This window comes from Streptomyces sp. NPDC014656 (genome assembly GCF_043084305.1).
In the GTDB taxonomy this organism is placed as follows: domain Bacteria; phylum Actinomycetota; class Actinomycetes; order Streptomycetales; family Streptomycetaceae; genus Streptomyces.
The window spans coordinates 856,661-876,184 of record NZ_JBIBZN010000001.1; the positions used below are offsets into that span (position 1 = coordinate 856,661).

Here is a 19,524-nt window from a genome sequence, read left to right on the forward strand (position 1 = left end):
CGGCCCTCGCCACCCGCGACCACGGCCCGCCGCTCGAAGCCCTGCGCCACGACCTCACCCCGCCCGGCCCCCACTACGTCCTCGTCCACCACGACGTCCCCGCCGCCGACCCCGACCACCGGCGGCTCACCGTCGGCGGCCGGGTCCCGCGCCCGCTCGACCTCGGCCCCGACGCCCTCCGGACCCGCCCCGCCGTCACCCGCCGCGTCACCCCGGAGTGCGCCGGGAACGACCGCGCCCGCCTCAGCCCCCGCGACCCCGCCCACCCCTGGGCCTGGACCGCGTGGCGCACCACCTGGACCGTCATCCCGGGCCTGCGCCACCTCACCGTCCGCGCCACCGACGCCACCGGCCGCGTCCAGCCCCTCACCGCGCCCTGGAACCGCGGCGGCTTCGCCGACAACCTCGTCCAGCGCGTCGAGGTCCTCTGCGCCCCGGAGCAGGAGCAGGAGCAGGAGCAGGAGCAGGAGCAGAAGCAGGAGCCGGAGCGGCGGGCGACCGGGCCCACCCCGTAAAGTCGGATCCGTCGCCCTACCCGCCTCGACGAGGAGAAATTCCGTGACCGACCCGGCGTCCACCGCCCGCCAGCAGCAGATCGCCCGGGAGCTCCAGGTCTCCGAGAGCTTCGACCCCGCCGCCGAGATCGAGCGCCGGGTGGCCTTCCTCACCGAGCGCCTCACCACCACCGGACTGCGTTCCCTCGTCCTCGGCATCAGCGGCGGCGTCGACTCCACCACCGCCGGCCGGCTCTGCCAGCTCGCCGTCGAGCGCGCCCGCGCCGCCGGCCACGAGGCCGTCTTCTACGCCATGCGCCTGCCCTACGGCGTCCAGGCCGACGAGAGCGACGCGCAGACCGCCCTCGACTTCATCCGTCCCGACCAGGTCCTCACCGTCGACGTCAAGGCGGCCGGCGACGCCGCCCTCGACGCCTGCCTGGCCGCCGGCCTCACCTTCCGCGACGCCCACCACCAGGACTTCGTGCACGGCAACATCAAGGCCCGCCAGCGCATGATCGCCCAGTACGCGGTCGCCGGCGCCCAGGACGGCCTCGTCGTGGGCACCGACCACGCCGCCGAGGCCGTCTCCGGCTTCTTCACCAAGTTCGGCGACGGCGCCGCCGACCTCGTCCCGCTCACCGGCCTCACCAAGCGCCGGGTCCGCGCCGTCGCCGCCGAGCTGGGCGCCCCCGCCGGCCTGGTCTGGAAGGTCCCCACCGCCGACCTGGAGACCCTGGACCCGGGCAAGCCGGACGAGGACGCGCTCGGCGTCACCTACGACGAGATCGACGACTTCCTGGAGGGCAAGCCGGTCTCCGACACCGCGTACGCGTCGATCGTCCGCCGCTACGAGCTCACCGAGCACAAGCGGCAGCTCCCGATCGCCCCCTGAGCGGTCCCGGCCCCGGGGCGCCCCGGCCCGCCCGGGCGCCCCTCGCCGAACGGGCGGATCCTGGAAGGGTGAGCCCCGGTGCCCGGGGCCCGGAAGGGAGCACGCCATGTTCGGCGAGACGACGGCGTACAGCAGCTTCTCGGTGGACGACCTGGACGCCGCCCGGAGGTTCTACGGCGACAAGCTCGGCCTGACCGTGGAGGAGACCGGGACCGGGGACATGCGGATGCTGTTCCTGACCCTGCCGGGCGGGGCCCGGGTCTTCGTCTACGCCAAGGAGAACCACACCCCCGCCTCCTTCACCGTCCTGAACTTCGAGGTCGACGACATCGACCGCGCCGTCGACGACCTGGCCGCCCGGGGCGCGACCTTCGAGCGCTACCCGGAGTTCGAGGCCGACGAGAAGGGCGTCATGAGGGGCGACGGCAAGGACGGCCCGGCGGGCATCGCCTGGTTCACCGACCCGGCCGGAAACGTCATCGCGGTGATGCAGGCCTCCTGACGCCCTTCGCGCCGGCCCGTGATCCACTGGGGGTGAGTACGGAGCAGCAACAGCAGCAGGAGCACCGTTGACCACCTACCGTCAGCCCGGCGTCGTCGTCACCGACCACCACTTCCCCGTCCCCCTCGACCACGCCCGCCCCGACGGCGAACAGATCGAGGTGTACGCCCGCGAAATCGTCGCGAGCGGCCTCGGCGACCGGGAGCGCGAGCGGCTTCCCTGGCTGGTCTACCTGGAGGGCGGCCCCGGCTTCGGCGCCCGCCGCTTCATCGGCCGCCAGGCGTGGATCGGCCGGGCCGTCCGCGAGTTCCGGGTCCTCCTGCTCGACCAGCGCGGCACCGGCCGCTCCACCCCCGCCAACCGCCAGACCCTCCCGCTGCGCGGCGACGCCGCAGCCCAGGCGGAGTACCTCGCGCACTTCCGCGCCGACTCCATCGTCAGGGACTGCGAGATCGTCCGCCGCAGGCTCACCGACGGCGCCCCCTGGACCGTCCTCGGCCAGAGCTTCGGCGGCTTCTGCGCCACCCACTACCTCTCCACCGCCCCCGAGGGTCTGGAGCGGGTCCTGATCACCGGCGGCCTGCCCTCCCTCGACGCCTCCGCCGACGAGGTCTACGCCGCCGCCTACCCGCGCGTCCGCCGCAAGAACGAGGCCCACTTCGCCCGCTACCCGCGCGACGCCGAACGGGTCCGCGCGATCGCCGGCCACCTCCTGGAGCACGAGGTCACCCTGCCCGGAGGGGGCCCGCTCACCGTCGAGGCCTTCCAGTCCCTCGGCATCCTCCTCGGCTCCGGCGAGGGCACCCACCAGCTCCACCACCTCCTGGAGGGCGCCTTCCTGCCGACCCCCGCCGGGCCCGCCCTCGCCGACGCCTTCCTGGAGCAGGTCCAGGCCCACCTCTCGTACGCGGGTCACCCGCTCTACGCCGTCCTCCACGAGGCCATCTACGCCCAGGGGCAGGGCCCGACGGCCTGGGCCGCCGAGCGGGTCCGCGCCGGCTTCCCCGAGTTCGACGCGGCGGCCGCGCTCGCCTCCGGGGCGCCCGTCCTGTTCACCGGCGAGACGATCCACCCCTGGCACTTCACCACCGACCCGGCCCTGCGCCCGCTGCGCGAGACCGCCGAGCTCCTCGCCCGGCGGGACGACTGGACCCCGCTGTACGACCCCGAGCGGCTCGCGGCCAACCGGGTGCCGGTGGCCGCCGCCGTCTACCACGACGACATGTACGTCGACACCGCCCACTCCCTGGAGACCGCCGCCGCGATCCGGGGGCTGCGCACCTGGGTCACCGACGAGTTCGAGCACGACGGCGTGCGCGCCGGCGGCCCGCGCGTCCTCGACCGGCTCCTCGCCCTGTCCCGGGACGAACTCTGACGCGGAGCCCGTACGGGCACGGGCCGGGGCCCGGCGCAGCCGTGCCCGCCGGGGCCGGCGCGCGCGAAAGTCCAAGCGCCGGACCCCGATCGCACATGGTCCGCGCCCGTCACGGGCGGCTACAACTCGGTCCATGAGCGCACACGTCACCGCCGAGATCGCCGGCCAGCCCGACTGCTGGCGCCGCGCCGCCGCCCTCGCCGGGCCGCTCGCCGACCGGCTGCCCCGGCCCGGCGAGCGGCTCGCCGTGGTCGGCTGCGGCACCTCGTACCTGATCGCCCGTGCCTACGCGGCCCTGCGGGAATCCCTCGGGGCGGGGGAGACCGACGCCTTCCCCGCCTCCGAGCGGACCCCGCTCGGCCGCGGCTACGACCGGATCGTGGCCCTCACCCGCTCGGGCACGACCACCGAGGTCGCCGACCTGCTCGCCGGCGCCGCCGGGCGGCTCCCCACCCTCGTCCTGACCGGGGTTCCCGACAGCCCCGCCGCCCGCCTGGCCGACCGGGTGGTCGACCTCTCCTTCGCCGACGAACGCTCCGTCGTCCAGACCCGGTTCGCCACCACCGCCCTCCAACTCCTGCGCGCCGGGCTGGGGGTGGACCTCGCCGCCTCCGTCGCCGACGCCGAGCTCGCCCTCTACGAACCCCTCCCGCAACACTGGGAGCGGCGCGTCCAGTTCACCTTCCTCGGCACCGGCTGGACCGTCGGACTCGCCGACGAGGCTGCCCTCAAGCTCCGCGAAGTCGCCCGCGTCTGGACGGAGTCGTACCCGGCGATGGAGTACCGGCACGGGCCGATCAGCGTCAGCGACCGCACCAGCCTCGTCTGGTGCCTCGGCCCCGTCCCGTCCGGGCTCCGCGAGGAAGTCGAGTCCACAGGCGCCCTGTTCACCGCGGACGCCGTCGACCCGGTGGCCGCCCTGGTCCGCGCCCAGCGCCTCGCCGTCGCCCTCGCCGCCCGCCGCGGCCTCAATCCCGACCGACCCCGTCACGTCTCCCGTTCCGTCATCCTCTCCGGAGCGTTCCGCCCGACCGCGGCCGACGCGGCCCGTATCCTGCGGGCATGATCGACACCGGAGCCACCGACCTGCCGGAGCTGCCCGACGACTGGCGGCGCGCCCTCGCCGTCGTCGCCCACCCCGACGACCTGGAGTACGGCTGCGCGGCGGCCGTCGCGAGCTGGACCGACGCCGGGAAGGAGGTCGTCTACCTGCTGGTCAGCCGCGGCGAGGCCGGCATCGACACCCTCGCCCCCGAGGTCTGCGGCCCGCTGCGCGAGCGCGAGCAGCGGGCGAGCGCCGCCGTCGTCGGCGTGGACACCGTCGAGTTCCTCGACCACCGCGACGGCGTCATCGAGTACGGCACCGCCCTGCGCCGCGACATCGCCGCCGCGATCCGCCGCCACCGCCCCGAACTCGTCGTCACCCTCAACCACCGCGACGGCTGGGGCGACGGCCCCGGCGCGCCCCGCAACACCCCCGACCACGTCGCCGTCGGCCGCGCCACCCTCGACGCGGCGGCGGACGCGGGCAACCGCTGGATCTTCCCCGAGCTGACCGAGCGGGGCCTGGAGCCCTGGGACGGCGTCCGCCGGGTCGCGGTCGCCGCCTCCAGCACCCCGACCCACGCGGTGGACGCCGGTCCCGGCCTGGAGCGCGCGGTGGAGTCCCTGCTCTGCCACCGGGCCTACATCGAGGCCCTGACCGACCAGGAACCGGAGGAGTACGTCCGGGAGTTCATGACCGCCACCACCTCCCGCGCGTCCGCCCGCTTCGGCGGCCGCCCCGCGGTGACCTTCGAGGTCTTCCCCCGCTAGGGCCTGTCCGGCCGTTCCCGCCGGGTCCGGCCCGAAGGGCGGTCAGCCCATCGGCGCCGGCTTCAGTACGGCGAACTCGGCCCCGGCGGGGTCCTTGAACCAGGCGAGCCGGCCGACGTCGGGGATGTCCGCCGGGGGCAGCAGCACCGTGCCGCCCGAGACGGTCACCGCGTCGGCCGTCCCGTCGGCGTCCTCGACCTCGAAGTACGGGATCCAGCGCGGGCGTTCGCCGGAGTCCTGGAGTGCGGCGGTGCCGCCGAAGGAGGCGGCCTCCTGGTCGCCCTCGGCGGTGGAGATCACCCGGTAGGTCATGCCGGGCGCCTCCATCGAAGCCCACCGCCACTCGAAGAGCGAGCCGTAGAAGGCGAGCGCGGCCTCCGGATCGGGGGTGTGCAGCTCGACCCAGACGAGGGCGTTCGGCGAGGAGGTGCGGTCCAGGCCCTTCAGGGACCCGGGCTGCCAGACGGCGAACTCGGCCCCGGCCGGGTCGGTGAGCGCGGCCATCCGTCCCGCGTCCATGATGTCCATGGCGCGCACCCGGACCCGGCCGCCCTCGGCGGCCGTCACCATCTGGGTGGTGTCCGCGTCGGGGGTCTGGAAGTACACCGTCCAGGCGCTCCTCGCGCCCTCCTCGGTGAGCGGTCCGAACGCGGCGACGGTGGCGCCGTCCTGATGGAAGAAGCCGTACCCGCCGCCCTCCGGGCCCGCGGAGCGGTACTCCCAGCCGAACACGGTGGCGTAGAACTCCGCGGCGGCGGCGGTGTCCGGGCTGCCGAGGTCGATCCAGCAGGGGGAGCCGTGGGTGTACTGGGTGCCGAGCATGGGCGGATGCGTCCTTCCGTCGTCCTGCCTCCGGGCCGGTTTCCGGCCACCATGGCCGATCCTCGGGCCTCCGTCCGGGCGACGCGACCGCAGCCGGGGCGGTTCATCCGACCGGCGCACGGGTCAGCGGGGGAGCCCGTCCGCCCGGGCGGCCAGATCGCCCATCAGCAGCTCGGCGTTGATCACCGTGCCGGCCCGGTAGCCCGCGCCCGCCGCGTTGACGACCTGCTCGGTCGGGCCGGTCACGTTCCCCGCCGCCCACACGCCCGGCACGCTCGTCCGGCCGGTCTCGTCCACCTTCACGAAGGACCCGAAGGGCGTCTCGTACAGCTCGGCGCCCAGCTGCCGCAGCACCCCGTCGCGGGTGACGAGCCGGGTGGCCGCCGCGAAGACCACCTCGCGGCCGACGGTCCGCCCGTCGGCGAGCCGGACCCCGGTCAGCCGGTCGTCCTCCGTCACGATCGCCTCGACCGCGCCCTCCACGGTCCTGACGCCCGCCGCGGCGAGCAGCCGGGCGTCCTCCTCCGTGACCTCGGCGCCGTTCAGGAAGAGCGTCACGTCGGGGGACCAGTGCGAGACCATCAGCGCCTGGTGGGCCGGCATCGCCGCGCCGGCGATCACCCCGAACGCCCGGTCGCGGACCTCCCAGCCGTGGCAGTACGGGCAGTGCAGCACGTCCCGGCCCCACCGCTCGGCCAGTCCCTCGATCTCGGGCAGCTCGTCGACGAGACCGGTGGCGACGACCAGCCGCCGGGCGGTCAGCGCGGTGCCGTCGGCGAGCCCGAGGGCGAAGCCCCCGCCGTCCGCCGCGGCCGCCGTCACCTCGCCGGGCCGGACCTCGACCCCGTACTCCAGCAGCTCGCGGCGGCCCGCCGCGAGGAACTCCGCAGGGCTCATGCCGTCCCGCGACAGATAGCCCTGCATGTGGGCGCTGGGCGCGTTGCGCGGCTCGCCCGCGTCGACGACCAGGGTGCGCCGCCGCGACCGGCCGAGGATCAGCCCGGCGCTCAGTCCGGCCGCCCCGCCGCCGATCACCACGACCTCGTAGGCGTTCTCGTCCATGTTCTCTCCCAGGGGTGCGTTCATGCCGTGAGCCTCGCCCCGGACCGGGCCCGACGGCAAGGAAACTTGCCGTTCCTGCAACACTGGACGCATGACCGAAGACGACCGCATCGACGCCGTGCTCACCGAAGTGGGCCCCCGGCTGCGCCGGGTCCGCCGCGACCGCGGGGTGACCCTGGCCGAGCTCTCCGCCGCCACCGGCATCTCCGTCTCCACCCTCTCCCGCCTGGAGTCCGGACAGCGCAGACCGAGCCTCGAACTGCTCCTCCCGCTCGCCCGCGCCCACCAGGTCCCGCTGGACGAGCTGGTCGGCGCCCCGCCGGTCGGCGATCCCCGGGTGCGGGCCCGGCCGATCGTCCGGCACGGCCGCACGATGTACCCGCTCACCCGCCAGCCCGGGGGCCTCCAGGCGTACAAGGTGATCCAGGAGAAGGCGTCCGAGCAGCCGGACCCGCGGGTCCACGAGGGGTACGAGTGGCTGTACGTCCTCTCCGGGAGGCTGAGGCTCGTCCTGGGGGAGCACGACGTGGTGCTGACCGCCGGCGAGGCCGCCGAGTTCGACACCCGGGTGCCGCACTGGTTCGGCCCGACCGCCGACGGACCGGTGGAGTTCCTGAGCCTGTACGGGCCGCAGGGCGAGCGGATGCACGTGAGGGCGCGGCCCAAGAAGTCCGGCTGAGTGGTTCCCCAGAAGGCAAGCGACCGCTTAGTATGCGCCCGACCGCTCGGTACGGACGGAGGCTCGACGGATGCAGGCATGGCGAGTGCACGAGAACGGCGAACCCGGCGCGGTGATGCGCCGCGAGGAGGTGGACCTCCCCGACCCCGGACCCGGCCAGGTCCTCCTCAGGGTCCGCGCCGCCAACGTCAACTTCCCCGACGCGCTGCTCTGCCGCGGCCACTACCAGGTCCGGCCGCCGCTCCCCTTCACCCCCGGCGTCGAGATCTGCGGCGAGACCGCGGACGGCCGCCGCGTCATCGCCACCGCGGCCCTCCCGCACGGCGGCTTCGCCGACCACGCCCTCGCCGACGCCGCCGGCCTCCTCCCGGCCCCCGACGCCCTCGACGACGCCGAGGCCGCCGCCCTCCACATCGGCTACCAGACCGGCTGGTTCGGCCTCCACCGCCGCGCCGCCCTCAAGGAGGGCGAGACCCTCCTCGTGCACGCCGCCGCCGGCGGCGTCGGCAGCGCCGCCGTCCAGCTCGGCAAGGCCGCCGGCGCCACCGTCATCGGCGTGGCCGGCGGCCCCGCCAAGGCCGCCGTCGCCCGCGCCCTCGGCTGCGACGTGGTCATCGACCGCCGCTCCGAGGACGTCGTCGCCGCCGTCAAGGCCGCCACCGGCGGCCGCGGCGCCGACGTGATCTACGACCCGGTCGGCGGCGAGGCCTACCAGCAGTCCGCGAAATGCGTCGCCTTCGAGGGCCGGATCGTCGTCGTCGGCTTCGCGAGCGGCACCATCCCCACCCCCGCCCTCAACCACGCCCTGGTGAAGAACTACACGATCATGGGCCTCCACTGGGGCCTCTACGCCCGGCTCGACCCGGCCGCCGTCCTCCAGTGCCACGACACCCTCACCGTGCTCGCCGCCAAGGGCGTCGTCAAGCCGCTCGTCGCCGAACGCGTCCCCTTCGCCGGCGCGGCCGACGCCGTCCAGCGCGTCGCCGACGGCACCACCACCGGCCGCCTGGTCGTCCTCCCGGAAGGAGCCCGCGCATGACCGACGCCGCCGCACTCCAGGAGCGCACCCGGGCGCTGCTCGCCGCGCACCCGCCCGCCACCACCGACCGGCTCGACTTCCTCCGCGCCCGCTTCGACGCCGGCCTCGCCTGGGTCCACTACCCCGTCGGCCTCGGCGGACTCGACGCCCCCCGCGCCCTCCAGGCCGTCGTCGACGCCGAACTCACCGCCGCCGGCGCCCCCGACAACGACCCCCGCCGCATCGGCATCGGCCTCGGCATGGCCGCCCCCACCCTCCTCGCCTACGGCTCCGACGAGGTCAAGGCCCGCTTCCTGCGCCCGCTGTGGACCGGCGAGGAGGTCTGGTGCCAGCTCTTCAGCGAACCCGGCGCCGGCTCCGACCTCGCCGCCCTCGGCACCCGCGCGGTCAGGGACGGCGGGGGAGACTGGGTGGTCGACGGCCAGAAGGTGTGGACCTCCAGCGCCCACACCGCCCGCTGGGCCATCCTCATCGCCCGCACCGACCCCGACCTGCCCAAGCACCGCGGCATCACCTACTTCGTCTGCGACATGACCGACCCCGGCGTCGAGGTCAGGCCGCTGCGCCAGATCACCGGCGAGGCCGAGTTCAACGAGGTCTTCCTCACCGGCGTCCGCATCCCCGACGCCCACCGCCTCGGCGACACCGGCGACGGCTGGCGGGTCGCCCAGACCACCCTCATGAACGAGCGGGTCTCCATCGGCGGCGCCCGCATCCCCCGCGAAGGGGGCATGATCGGCAAGGCCGCCGCCGTCTGGCGCGACCGCCCCGAGACGCGCACCCACGCCCTGCACCGCCGGCTCCTCGACCTCTGGGTCGACGCCGAGGTGGCCCGCTTCACCGGCGAGCGGCTGCGCCAGCAGCTCGTCGCGGGACAGCCCGGCCCCGAGGGCAGCGCCATGAAGCTCGCCTTCGCCCGCCTCAACCAGGCCATCAGCGGCCTGGAGGTCGAACTCCTCGCCGACGACGGCCTGCTGTACGACGACTGGACCATGCGCCGCCCCGAACTGGTCGACTTCACCGGGCGCGACGCGGGCTACCGCTACCTGCGCTCCAAGGGCAACTCGATCGAGGGCGGCACCAGCGAGGTGCTGCTCAACATCGTCGCCGAGCGGGTCCTCGGACTCCCGCCGGAGCCCCGCAACGACAAGGACGTCCCCTGGAAGGACCTCGCCCGATGAGCCACGAGCCGGACCTCCTCTACTCCGACACCGAGGACGCCCTGCGGGACGCCGTCCGCTCCCTGCTCGCCGACCGGGCCGGCCACCAGGCCGTGCTCGACCGGATCGAGACCGGCGACCCGTACCCCGCCGGTCTGTGGCCGGCCCTCGCCGAGGGCATCGGCGCCGCCGGCCTCCTCGTCCCCGAGAAGCTCGGCGGCCAGGGCGCGAGCCACCGGGAGGCCGCGGTGGTCCTGGAGGAGCTGGGCCGCGCGGTGGCCCCGGCGCCGTACCTGACCAGTGCCGTCGTCGCCACCGAGACCCTGCTCGCGCTCGGCGCGGCCGACGGCCCGGCCGCCGCCCTCCTCGCCGAGCTGGCGGCGGGGGAGAAGACCGCCGTCCTCGCCGTCCCCTTCACCACCGCGCCCGGGACGCCCTTCGGGGCCACCGGCCCCGTGCGGGCCGTCGCCGACGCGCAGGCCGCCGACGTCCTCCTCGTGCCCCGCCCCGACGGCCTGTACGCCGTGCCCGCCGCCGAGGCCGCCGTCACCCCCCTCACCCCGCTCGACCTCACCCGCCCGCTCGCCGTCGTCGACGCGGGCACGGCGCCCGGCACCCTCCTGGCCGGCCCCGGGGAAGCCGGGGCGGCGGTGCGGCGCGGCCTCCTCGCCGGGGCGGGACTGCTCGCCTCCGAGCAGCTGGGCCTCGCCGAGTGGTGCCTGGAGGAGACCGTCCGGCACACCAGGGAGCGGTACCAGTTCAACCGGCCGGTCGGCTCCTTCCAGGCGCTCAAGCACCGGATGGCGCAGCTGTGGCTGGACCTCGTCGGAGCCCGGGCCGCCGCCCGCGCCGCCGCCGACGCCCTCGCCGCCGGAGCGGCCGACGCCGAGCTGACGGTGGCCGTGGCCCAGGCGTACTGCTCCGGGGTGGCCGTCCGCGCCGCCGAGGAGTGCGTCCAGCTGCACGGCGGGATCGGCATGACCTGGGAGCACCCGGCCCACCTCGCGCTCAAGCGGGCCAAGGCCGACCAGCTCGCCCTCGGCTCGGCCGGCCACCACCAGGACGTGATCGCCGCCCTGGTGGACCTCCCGGCCCCGGCCTAGGCTCCGGCCCCGCCCCCGGGCCCTTCCGGCGCCCGCCTCCCGGCCCCGTCCGTGTCCCGGACGGGGCCTTCGGCGTTCCGCCGCGACGAGACGTTTCCGGAGAAAAAGCGTGTTCACCGGCGAAACCCGGGCAGGCGTGCGGGCACGAACACCTCAGGAGCCTCAGGAAAAGTCTGGAGTGACCATCATGACGACCGCGCGCGAGATCATGACGCAGGGCGCGGAGTGCGTCGACGAACGCGACTCCGTCCTCGACGCGGCCCGCAGGATGAAGGAACTGGACGTCGGCGCCCTGCCCGTCTGCGGCGCGGACGACAGGCTGAAGGGGATGCTGACCGACCGCGACATCGTGGTGAAGGTCCTCGGCGAGGGCAAGGACCCGGCCGCCTGCGCGGCGGGGGAGCTCGCCCAGGGCGAGGCGGTCACCATCGGGGCCGACGACGACGCGGCGGAGATCCTCCGCACGATGGCCGAGCACCAGGTCCGCCGCCTGCCGGTCATCGACGGACACCGTCTCGTCGGCATCGTCGCCCAGGCCGACGTCGCCCGGGCCCTGCCCGATCCCCAGGTCGGCGACCTGCTCGAAGCCCTCTCCGTCGGCTGACCCGAAAGGCGCCCCATGGGCATGCTCTCCACCGCGCTGAAGCGCTGCCGAGGCCTGAAGACGGAGTCCGACGGCAAGGCCCTCCAGGACCCGGCGAGACGCGCGCGGGGCCGCCGCCTCCAGGAGGAGGCGCGGTCCGAGGCGGCGGCCCGCCGGGGCCGGAACCCCGGCCCGCCGCCCGCCGACGGCGCCGCCCGCTGACCGGCGCCCCGCGCCCGCCGCCCACCCCCTGCGACCCCGACCCACCCCCCCCGCGCCCCCCGCGCACCCGGCCCCGCGCGTGCGGACCGCCGCCGCGGGGCGCCCGCCCGGAAGGAAGACCGCGTGACCGAGCCGACCTCCCCCCAGCTCTCCCCCCGGACGGTCGGGGTGGAGGAGGAACTCCTCCTCGTGAGCTCCCGCACCGGCGAGCCGCTCGCCCTGTCCTCGGCGGTCCTCGCCTCGGCGGCCGCCGCCGAGTCCGACGCGGCCGACGTCTTCGAGAAGGAGCTGCACCAGGAGCAGCTGGAGTTCGCCACCCGCCCCCTGGACGACATGACCGCCCTCCACGACGAGATCGTGCGCCTGCGGGGCGAGGCCGCGCGGCACGCCGAGGGCGTCGGCGCCCGGGTCGCGGCGCTGGCGACCTCGCCGCTGCCGGTGGAGCCCTCCCGCAACCTCGGCCCGCGCTACCGGTGGATGGCCGAGCAGTTCGCGCTCACCACCGATGAGCAGCTCACGGGCGGCTGCCACGTGCACGTCTCGGTCGCGTCCGACGAGGAGGGCGCGGCGGTCCTCGACCGGATCCGGCCGTGGCTCCCGCTGCTCAACGCCCTCAGCGCCAACTCGCCCTTCTGGCAGGGCCAGGACACCGGATACGCCGGCTACCGCAGCCGCGTCTGGAACCGGTTCCCGTCGGCCGGCCCCTACGAGCCCTTCGGCGGGGCGGCCGGCTACCACGCCAGGGTGCGGGACATGCTGGCCACCGGGGTCCTGCGGGACCAGGGGATGATCTACTTCGACGCCCGCCTGTCGCACAACTTCCCCACGGTCGAGCTGCGCGTCGCCGACGTCTGCCTCGCCCCCGCCACCGCCGTGCTGGTGGCCACCCTCGCCCGGGGCCTCGTCGAGACCGGGGCGAGGGCCTGGCGGGCCGGCGAGCCGGCCCCCGACGTCTCGGTGTCCATGCTCCGGCTCGCCTCGTGGCAGGCCGCGCGCTCCGGGCCCGAGGGACCGCTGCTGCACCCGGGGACCCTGCGGCAGGTGCCGCCGGACGTCGCCTTCGAGGCCCTGCTCGCCCACGTCGAGACCGCCCTGCGCGAGACCGGCGACCTCGACGCGGCCCGGGGCGCGGTCAAGGACCTGCTGGCGCACGGCGGCGGCGCGCGGCGCCAGCGGGAGCTGTACGAGGAGAGCGGGGACCTCAGGGAGGTCGTCCGCGCGTGCGCCCGCCTCACCGTCGAGGACACCCGCGACTGACACTCGTACCTGACGCCCGCACCTGACAACCGCCCCCGACACCCGAGCCGGACGCCCGAGCCCGCCTCCCGCCTCGGCGGCGGCGGGCGCGGGCGGCAAGACCTTCGGTAAGGACCCCGTCTTAACCCCCTCCCTTACATGCTGTTTAATTGCAAACTCATCGCAACAACAGCTGATCTTCAAGAGGGGTGTGGACCGATGGCCGCCCGATCCGTTCGCCGCGCGACCGCCGCGATAGTCACGGGGGCTCTCGCCCTCACCGTCGCGGCCTGCACGAACCCCGGCGCCGACACCGCCGGCTCCGGCGGACCCAAGGACTCCGCGGTCGTCGGCATCGCCTACGAACCCGACACCCTCAGCCCCCTCCTCGGCTACGGCAAGGACGGCAACTCCAAGATCTTCGACGGCCTCCTCGCCTTCGACGCCGACATGAAGCTGAAGCCGGCCCTCGCCGCCGAGCTCCCGCACATCAGCGACGGCGGTCTCACCTACACGTACACCCTCCGCGACGACGTCACCTTCAGCGACGGCGCGCCCTTCACCGCCAAGGACGTCGTCTTCACCTACCGGACGATCCTCGACCCGAAGACCAACAACCCCTCCCGCACCGAACTCGACGCCCTCAAGAGCGTCGAGTCCGTCGGCGACGACACCGTGGTCTTCCGCCTCAAGTACCCCTACGCCCCCTTCGCCGAGCGCACCGTCCACGCCATCGCCCCCGAGCACGTCGCCGGCAAGCAGGACGTCAACACCGGCGCCTTCACCACCGAGCCCATCGGCACCGGCCCCTACGTCCTCACCGGCTGGTCCAAGGGCGAGAAGCTCAGCTTCAAGGCCAACCCGAAGTACTGGAACGGCGCCCCCGCGGTCAAGAAGTTCACCATGGCGATCATCAAGGACGACGACGTCCGCGCCACCCGCCTGCGCGCCGGCGACCTCGACGGCGCCATCCTCCCGCCCAACCTCGCCGCCGGCTTCGGCGACGACAAGGCGAAGAGGACCTACGCGGCCAGGACCTACGACTACCGCACGGTCACCCTCCCCACCCACAACCCCGTCGCCGGCGACACCGCCGTCCGCCGCGCCCTCGACATCGCCGTCGACCGCCGCACCATGGTCGACAAGATCCTCGAAGGCGCCGGCAAGCCCGCCTACGGCCCCGTCCCCACCGACAGCCCCTGGTTCACCCAGGGCACCGAGCGCCGCCACGACCTCGCCGGCGCCCAGAAGATCCTCGACGAGGCCGGCTGGAAGCCCGGCGCCGACGGCGTCCGCGTCAAGAACGGCGTCCGCGCCTCCTTCCCCCTCTGGTACCTCTCCGGCGACAAGCTCCGCCAGGACCACGCCCTCGCCTACGCCTCCGACGCCCGCAAGGCCGGCATCGAGATCAAGACCCAGGCCGGCACCTGGGAGGTCATCGAGCCCCGCATGAAGACCGACGCCGTCCTCGCCGGCGGCGGCTCCCCCGGCGACCCCGACTTCGACCAGTACCTCCTGCTCAAGTCCACCCTCGCCGGCGACGGCTTCAACAACATGGCCTGGTACGACAACGAGGCCGTCGACCGCGCCCTGGAGGACGGCCGCCGCACGAACGACCACGCCAAGCGCAAGGCCGCGTACGACACCGTCCAGCGCGAACTCGTCAAGAACCCCGGCTACACCTTCCTCACCCACATCGACCACCTCTACGTCGTGAACGACGCCTGGACCTCCGACGCCAAGGGCGCCCCGCTCACCACCCAGCTCGAACCCCACGACCACGGACTCGCCGCCGGCCCCTGGTGGAACGTCGAGGCCTGGCAGCCCAAGAACACCGGAGACGCGAAGAAGTGAGCCGCCGCCTCCCCTGGGGGGCCATGGCCCGGATGACGGGACGGCGCGCCCTCGCCGCCGTCCCCGTCCTCCTCGGCGTCACCCTCGCCGTCTTCGCGGTCGCCGAAGCCTCCCCCTTCGATCCCGTCAAGGCGTACGCCGGCACCGCCGGCCTCACCGCCTCGCAGGAGAACCTCGACCAGCTCCGCCACAACCTCGGCGTCGACCAGCCCCTCCTCACCCGCTGGTGGGACTGGCTCACCTCGGCCGTCACCGGCGACCTCGGCGACTCCGCCGTCATGCGCCGCCCCGTCGCCGACGTCATCACCGAACGCCTCGGCTGGTCCGTCCTCCTCGCCGTCACCGCCTTCCTCGTCGCGATCGCCCTCGGCACCCTCCTCGGCGTCCTCGCCGGACGCCGCCGCGGCGGCCTCCTCGACCGGACCGTGAGCACCCTCGCCTACACCCTGGAAGCCGCCCCCGCCTTCTGGCTCGGCCTCCTCGCCATCTGGTTCTTCGCCCTCGAACTCGGCGTCCTGCCCGCCGGCGGCCTCACCGACACCGCCAGCGACACCGTCACCCCCGACCAGGTCGCCCGCCACCTGATCCTCCCCGCCCTCGTCCTCGGCGTCTCCCAGCTCCCCTGGTTCTTCCTGTACGTCCGCCAGGGCGTCGGCGACGCCCTCGACGAGGACCCGGTCCGCGGCGCCCGCGCCCGCGGCCTCGCCGAACGCACCGTCCTCACCGGCCACGCCCTGCGTTCCGGCATGCTCCCGATGCTCACCCTCATCGGCTCCCGCGTCCCCGAGCTCATCACCGGAGCCCTCCTCGTGGAGACCGTCTTCAGCTGGCCCGGCATCGCCGCCGCGACCGTCCAGGCCGCCACCGCCGTCGACTTCCCGCTGCTCGCCGCACTCACCGTGCTCGCCACCGCGGCCGTCCTCCTCGGCAACCTCCTCTCCGACCTCCTCTACGGACTCGCCGACCCGAGGGTGGGCTTCGATGGCTGACCCCCGCACCCACCGCCTCCGCCTGTGGACCTCCGCGCTCGTCGTCGGCGCCGTCGTCCTCGCGGTCCTCCTCGTCCCCCCGCTCGTCCAGCTCGACGAGCAGGCCGTCGACCTCTCCCAGAAGCTCCTCCCGCCCTCCTGGGACCACCCCTTCGGCACCGACGACGTCGGCCGCGACCTCCTCCTCCGCTGTGTCTACGGCCTCCGGATCTCGCTCCTCGTCGGCCTCGTCGCCGCCCTCGTCGCCACCGTCCTCGGCACCGCCGTCGGCGCCGCGGCGGGCGCCCTCGGCGGCTGGACCGACCGCACCCTCATGCGGCTCGTCGACGCCTTCTCCTCCGTGCCGCACCTGCTCCTCGGCATCTTCGTCGTCGCCCTCTTCCGGCCCGGCGTCTGGCCCGTCATCGCCTCCGTGGCGGTCACCCACTGGCTCTCCACCGCCCGGATCGTCCGCTCCGAGGTCCTCTCCCTGCGCACCCGGCCCCACATCGAGGCCGCGATCTCCGGCGGCGCCTCCCGCCGCCGCGTGGCCACCCGCCACCTCCTGCCGGCGGTCCTGCCCCAGGCCGGCCTCGCCGCCGTCCTGATGGTCCCGCACGCCATGTGGCACGAGTCCGCCCTGTCCTTCCTCGGCCTCGGCCTCCCCAGCCACCAGGCCAGCCTCGGCAACCTCGTCCAGTCCGCCCGCTCCTCCCTCCTCTCCGGCGCCTGGTGGCCCACCCTCTTCCCCGGCCTCTTCCTCATCCTCCCCACCCTCGCCATAGCCGGCCTCGCCGGCGTCTGGCGCGACCGCCTCAACCCCCGCCGCCGATCGGAGCTGATGCTGTGAACGCCCGCGTCGCGCGCGCCCTGGACGCCGTCACCGCCGAACGCGCCGAGGACGCCCTCCTCAGCGTCCGCGGCCTCACCGTCCGCTTCCGCCTCCGCGGCGGACGGACCGTCGCCGCCGTCACCGACGCCGACTTCGACCTGGCGCCGGGGGAGTGCCTGGCCCTCGTCGGCGAATCCGGCTGCGGCAAGTCCGTCCTCGCCTCCGCCCTCCTCGGCCTCCTCCCCGCCAACGCCGAGACCAGCGGCACCGCCCTCGTCCACGGCACGGACCTGCTCGCCGCCGACGAGAAGACCCTCGCCCGCTCCGTACGGGGCCGCCGCGTCGGCCTCGTCCCCCAGAGCCCCGCCGCCCACCTCACCCCGGTCCGCACCGTCCGCGCGCACCTGGAGGAGACCGTCCGGGCCCTCACCGACACCCCGCGCCCCGGGCGCCGCAAGGCGGCCGAGGACGCCGCCGAGCGGGTGGCCTTCCCCGCCACCCACCTCGACGCCTACCCCCACGAACTCTCCGGCGGCCTCGCCCAGCGCGCCGCCACCGCCCTCGCCCTCATCGGCGACGCCCCGCTGCTCCTCGCCGACGAACCCACCACCGGCCTCGACCGCGACCTCGTCGAGCGCACCGCCGACGAACTGCGGCGCCACGCCGACGACGGCCGCGGCCTGCTCCTCATCACCCACGACCTGGCCGCCGCCGCTCGCATCGCCGACCGGGTGGCCGTCATGTACGCCGGCCGGATCGTCGAGATCGCGCCCGCCCACCGCTTCTTCGGCACCGCCGGCCCCACCCACCCCTACGCCCGCGGCCTCCTCGACGCCCTCCCCGACCGCGCCTTCACCCCCATCCCCGGCATGCCGCCGGAACTCTCCGACCTCCCCGAAGGCTGCGCCTTCGCCGCCCGCTGCCCCCGCGCCACCGATCTCTGCGCCACCGTCCCGGCCCTCCGTGCCGGCGTGGCCTGCCACCACCCGGAGCGGTCCCGTGCTTGAACTCGACTCCGTCACCGCCGGCTACGACCCCCGCAAGCCGGTCTTCCGCGGCGCCTCCCTCAGCCTGGCCCCCGGTGAGTCCGTCGGTCTCCTCGGCCCCAGCGGCTGCGGCAAGTCCACCCTCGCCCGCGTCGCCGCCCTCCTCCACCGCCCCGACGCCGGCCGCCTCGTCCTCGACGGCGCCGAGGTCACCGCCTGGCGCCACCGCGCCCCGCGCGAGCAGCGCACCGCCGTCGGCGTCGTCTTCCAGCAGCCCCGCACCGCCGCCGACCCCCGGCTCTCCCTCGCCGACCTCATCGCCGAGCCCCTGCGCGCCACCGGCCGCAAGGCCGAGGCGGCCGCCCGGGTCGCCGAGCTCGCCCCCGCCGTCGGCCTCACCCCCGAACTCCTGACCCGCCGTCCCCACGCGGTCAGCGACGGACAGCTCCAGCGCGCCTGCCTCGCCCGCGCGCTCAGCCTGAGGCCCCGCTGGCTGGTCTGCGACGAGATGACCGCGATGCTCGACGCCTCCACCACGGCAGCCCTCGTCGCCGCCGTCGAGTCCTACCGCCGGGAGACCGGCGCAGGCCTCCTCGCCGTCGGCCACGACCGCGTCCTCCTGAACCGCTGGTGCGACCGCACGGTGGAGTGGAGGGACTGCCTCCCGGCCCCCGGCGCATGATCCACGCGGATCTCACCCGTATGGCCGCCCCGCCGTTCCCCCGGACGGATCGCCCATTCCGCCACACTGTCCGCCGAACGCCGCAATTCCGGTGCGGCAGACGAAGGACGTGAGACCGATGGCCGTTTCCGTTTCCGTGGTGGTGCTGCTCCTCGTACTGACCGTGATCTTCCTGCGCAGCGGCGGCCTCAAGGTCACCCACGCCGTCGTCTGCGCCCTGCTCGGCTTCTTCCTGGCCGGCACGAGCATGGCCCCCACGATCCAGAACGGGGTGGCCGCCACCGCCGAGGTCGTGTCCAGCCTCCGTCCGTGATCACCCGCACGTGGCCTCCGACCTCCAGGGTTGACACCGACCCGCCCGGTCCGTAATGTTCTGCGGGCTGTCCGACGTGAGTACCGACTCCGGTCGGCCCCGGACGGCCATTCCGCAGGAACCAACGAGCCTTACGACCACGATTCGTCGTGTCGTTCTGCTTTCCGTTCGTTTTTGCGAAATGAGGTTCCAAACCCCCGATTCGCATCGGGGGCGGGGAATCCGCTAAAGTCTCACTCGTCGGAACGGCCCGAAAGCCGGAAAGACAACCCCCTTCGACTGGGAATCGGGCGCCGAAAGCGTCTGATAGAGTCGGAAACGAAGGAAGCGCCCGGAGGGCCCGGAAACGGGAACGAAGGAAGCGTCCGCACCTTGAGAACTCAACAGCGTGCCAAAAATCAACGCCAGATTAGTTGATACCCCGTCCATCTTCGGATGGCCGAGGTTCCTTTGAAACAAAACACAGCGAGGACGCTGTGGACAGCGGGCCCTATTCCGGTCCGTCTGTCCCGCTCAACGCGAGTGTCACCCGATCACGGGTAAACATTCACGGAGAGTTTGATCCTGGCTCAGGACGAACGCTGGCGGCGTGCTTAACACATGCAAGTCGAACGATGAAGCCCTTCGGGGTGGATTAGTGGCGAACGGGTGAGTAACACGTGGGCAATCTGCCCTTCACTCTGGGACAAGCCCTGGAAACGGGGTCTAATACCGGATAACACCGGCTTCCGCATGGGAGCTGGTTGAAAGCTCCGGCGGTGAAGGATGAGCCCGCGGCCTATCAGCTTGTTGGTGGGGTAATGGCCTACCAAGGCGACGACGGGTAGCCGGCCTGAGAGGGCGACCGGCCACACTGGGACTGAGACACGGCCCAGACTCCTACGGGAGGCAGCAGTGGGGAA

The 19,524-nt window shown here is 74.3% G+C and carries 21 protein-coding genes and 1 rRNA gene; 20 read left to right on the forward strand and 2 right to left on the reverse strand.

The annotated features are described in order from the left end of the window. Positions 1 to 41 precede the first annotated feature (41 nt). The 6 genes from ACF1ED_RS03820 to ACF1ED_RS03845 all read left to right on the forward strand — a co-directional run bounded on the left by ACF1ED_RS03820 (position 42) and on the right by ACF1ED_RS03845 (position 5,081). Positions 42 to 515, forward strand: coding sequence for a molybdopterin-dependent oxidoreductase (locus ACF1ED_RS03820; protein WP_391756817.1), 474 nt, complete (start codon positions 42 to 44; stop codon positions 513 to 515). 43 nt (positions 516 to 558) lie between these two features. After that, entirely contained in the window at positions 559 to 1,389 is an 831-nt protein-coding gene (gene nadE, locus ACF1ED_RS03825; RefSeq protein WP_391756763.1) for an ammonia-dependent NAD(+) synthetase, read from the forward strand. Positions 1,390 to 1,495: 106 nt separating this feature from the next. Next, entirely contained in the window at positions 1,496 to 1,891 is a 396-nt protein-coding gene (locus tag ACF1ED_RS03830) for a VOC family protein (protein WP_391756764.1), read from the forward strand. Between the two features lie 67 nt (positions 1,892 to 1,958). Next, complete coding sequence (locus tag ACF1ED_RS03835) at positions 1,959 to 3,266, forward strand: alpha/beta fold hydrolase (RefSeq protein ID WP_391756765.1); 1,308 nt, start codon at positions 1,959 to 1,961, stop codon at positions 3,264 to 3,266. 133 nt (positions 3,267 to 3,399) lie between these two features. Continuing rightward, on the forward strand, positions 3,400 to 4,332 hold the full coding sequence (locus ACF1ED_RS03840; protein ID WP_391756766.1) for an SIS domain-containing protein: 933 nt from the start codon (positions 3,400 to 3,402) through the stop codon (positions 4,330 to 4,332). Continuing rightward, positions 4,329 to 5,081, forward strand: a complete 753-nt coding sequence (locus ACF1ED_RS03845) for a PIG-L deacetylase family protein (RefSeq protein ID WP_391756767.1) — start codon at positions 4,329 to 4,331, stop codon at positions 5,079 to 5,081. Before ACF1ED_RS03840 ends, ACF1ED_RS03845 begins: the two co-directional genes overlap by 4 nt. 42 nt (positions 5,082 to 5,123) lie before the next feature. Here ACF1ED_RS03845 and ACF1ED_RS03850 read toward each other — a convergent pair whose 3' ends face one another. Both ACF1ED_RS03850 and ACF1ED_RS03855 read right to left on the reverse strand, forming a co-directional pair. Beyond that, positions 5,124 to 5,903: a VOC family protein gene (locus ACF1ED_RS03850; RefSeq protein WP_391756768.1), complete on the reverse strand. Its 780-nt coding sequence runs from the start codon at positions 5,901 to 5,903 to the stop codon at positions 5,124 to 5,126. Positions 5,904 to 6,026: 123 nt separating this feature from the next. Next, positions 6,027 to 6,989 (reverse strand): NAD(P)/FAD-dependent oxidoreductase, encoded by a 963-nt coding sequence (locus ACF1ED_RS03855; protein WP_391756769.1) that lies wholly within the window; start codon positions 6,987 to 6,989, stop codon positions 6,027 to 6,029. A gap of 67 nt (positions 6,990 to 7,056) precedes the next feature. Here ACF1ED_RS03855 and ACF1ED_RS03860 point away from each other — a divergent pair, with 67 nt between their 5' ends. From ACF1ED_RS03860 to ACF1ED_RS03925, 14 genes are all read left to right on the forward strand, one after another. After that, on the forward strand, positions 7,057 to 7,644 hold the full coding sequence (locus ACF1ED_RS03860) for a helix-turn-helix domain-containing protein (protein ID WP_391756770.1): 588 nt from the start codon (positions 7,057 to 7,059) through the stop codon (positions 7,642 to 7,644). A 70-nt stretch (positions 7,645 to 7,714) separates the two neighbouring features. Then, positions 7,715 to 8,683 carry an NADPH:quinone oxidoreductase family protein gene (locus ACF1ED_RS03865; protein WP_391756771.1) on the forward strand — a complete coding sequence of 323 codons (969 nt, stop codon included), beginning with the start codon at positions 7,715 to 7,717 and terminating at the stop codon, positions 8,681 to 8,683. Next, positions 8,680 to 9,864: an acyl-CoA dehydrogenase family protein gene (locus tag ACF1ED_RS03870; RefSeq protein ID WP_391756772.1), complete on the forward strand. Its 1,185-nt coding sequence runs from the start codon at positions 8,680 to 8,682 to the stop codon at positions 9,862 to 9,864. The genes ACF1ED_RS03865 and ACF1ED_RS03870 overlap by 4 nt, the downstream gene beginning before the upstream one ends. Next, positions 9,861 to 10,946, forward strand: coding sequence for an acyl-CoA dehydrogenase family protein (locus ACF1ED_RS03875; protein WP_391756773.1), 1,086 nt, complete (start codon positions 9,861 to 9,863; stop codon positions 10,944 to 10,946). Before ACF1ED_RS03870 ends, ACF1ED_RS03875 begins: the two co-directional genes overlap by 4 nt. Positions 10,947 to 11,133: 187 nt before the next feature. Beyond that, positions 11,134 to 11,550, forward strand: a complete 417-nt coding sequence (locus tag ACF1ED_RS03880; RefSeq protein WP_391756774.1) for a CBS domain-containing protein — start codon at positions 11,134 to 11,136, stop codon at positions 11,548 to 11,550. A 15-nt stretch (positions 11,551 to 11,565) separates the two neighbouring features. Beyond that, positions 11,566 to 11,751 (forward strand): hypothetical protein, encoded by a 186-nt coding sequence (locus tag ACF1ED_RS03885; protein WP_391756775.1) that lies wholly within the window; start codon positions 11,566 to 11,568, stop codon positions 11,749 to 11,751. Between the two features lie 123 nt (positions 11,752 to 11,874). Further along, positions 11,875 to 13,008: a glutamate--cysteine ligase gene (locus ACF1ED_RS03890; RefSeq protein ID WP_391756776.1), complete on the forward strand. Its 1,134-nt coding sequence runs from the start codon at positions 11,875 to 11,877 to the stop codon at positions 13,006 to 13,008. 198 nt (positions 13,009 to 13,206) lie between these two features. Continuing rightward, positions 13,207 to 14,841 carry an ABC transporter substrate-binding protein gene (locus ACF1ED_RS03895; protein WP_391756777.1) on the forward strand — a complete coding sequence of 545 codons (1,635 nt, stop codon included), beginning with the start codon at positions 13,207 to 13,209 and terminating at the stop codon, positions 14,839 to 14,841. Beyond that, the gene (locus ACF1ED_RS03900; RefSeq protein ID WP_391756778.1) at positions 14,838 to 15,830 is read left to right on the forward strand and encodes an ABC transporter permease; all 993 of its coding nucleotides are present in this window, start codon (positions 14,838 to 14,840) and stop codon (positions 15,828 to 15,830) included. The genes ACF1ED_RS03895 and ACF1ED_RS03900 overlap by 4 nt, the downstream gene beginning before the upstream one ends. Next, positions 15,823 to 16,659: an ABC transporter permease gene (locus ACF1ED_RS03905; RefSeq protein ID WP_391756779.1), complete on the forward strand. Its 837-nt coding sequence runs from the start codon at positions 15,823 to 15,825 to the stop codon at positions 16,657 to 16,659. The genes ACF1ED_RS03900 and ACF1ED_RS03905 overlap by 8 nt, the downstream gene beginning before the upstream one ends. Beyond that, positions 16,656 to 17,648, forward strand: a complete 993-nt coding sequence (locus ACF1ED_RS03910; protein ID WP_391756780.1) for an ABC transporter ATP-binding protein — start codon at positions 16,656 to 16,658, stop codon at positions 17,646 to 17,648. Before ACF1ED_RS03905 ends, ACF1ED_RS03910 begins: the two co-directional genes overlap by 4 nt. Then, positions 17,641 to 18,309, forward strand: a complete 669-nt coding sequence (locus ACF1ED_RS03915; RefSeq protein WP_391756781.1) for an ABC transporter ATP-binding protein — start codon at positions 17,641 to 17,643, stop codon at positions 18,307 to 18,309. The genes ACF1ED_RS03910 and ACF1ED_RS03915 overlap by 8 nt, the downstream gene beginning before the upstream one ends. Before the next feature lie 118 nt (positions 18,310 to 18,427). Continuing rightward, the gene (locus tag ACF1ED_RS03920) at positions 18,428 to 18,622 is read left to right on the forward strand and encodes a hypothetical protein (RefSeq protein ID WP_390073196.1); all 195 of its coding nucleotides are present in this window, start codon (positions 18,428 to 18,430) and stop codon (positions 18,620 to 18,622) included. 546 nt (positions 18,623 to 19,168) lie between these two features. After that, positions 19,169 to 19,524: ribosomal RNA gene (locus ACF1ED_RS03925) — 16S ribosomal RNA — on the forward strand; the annotation flags it as partial.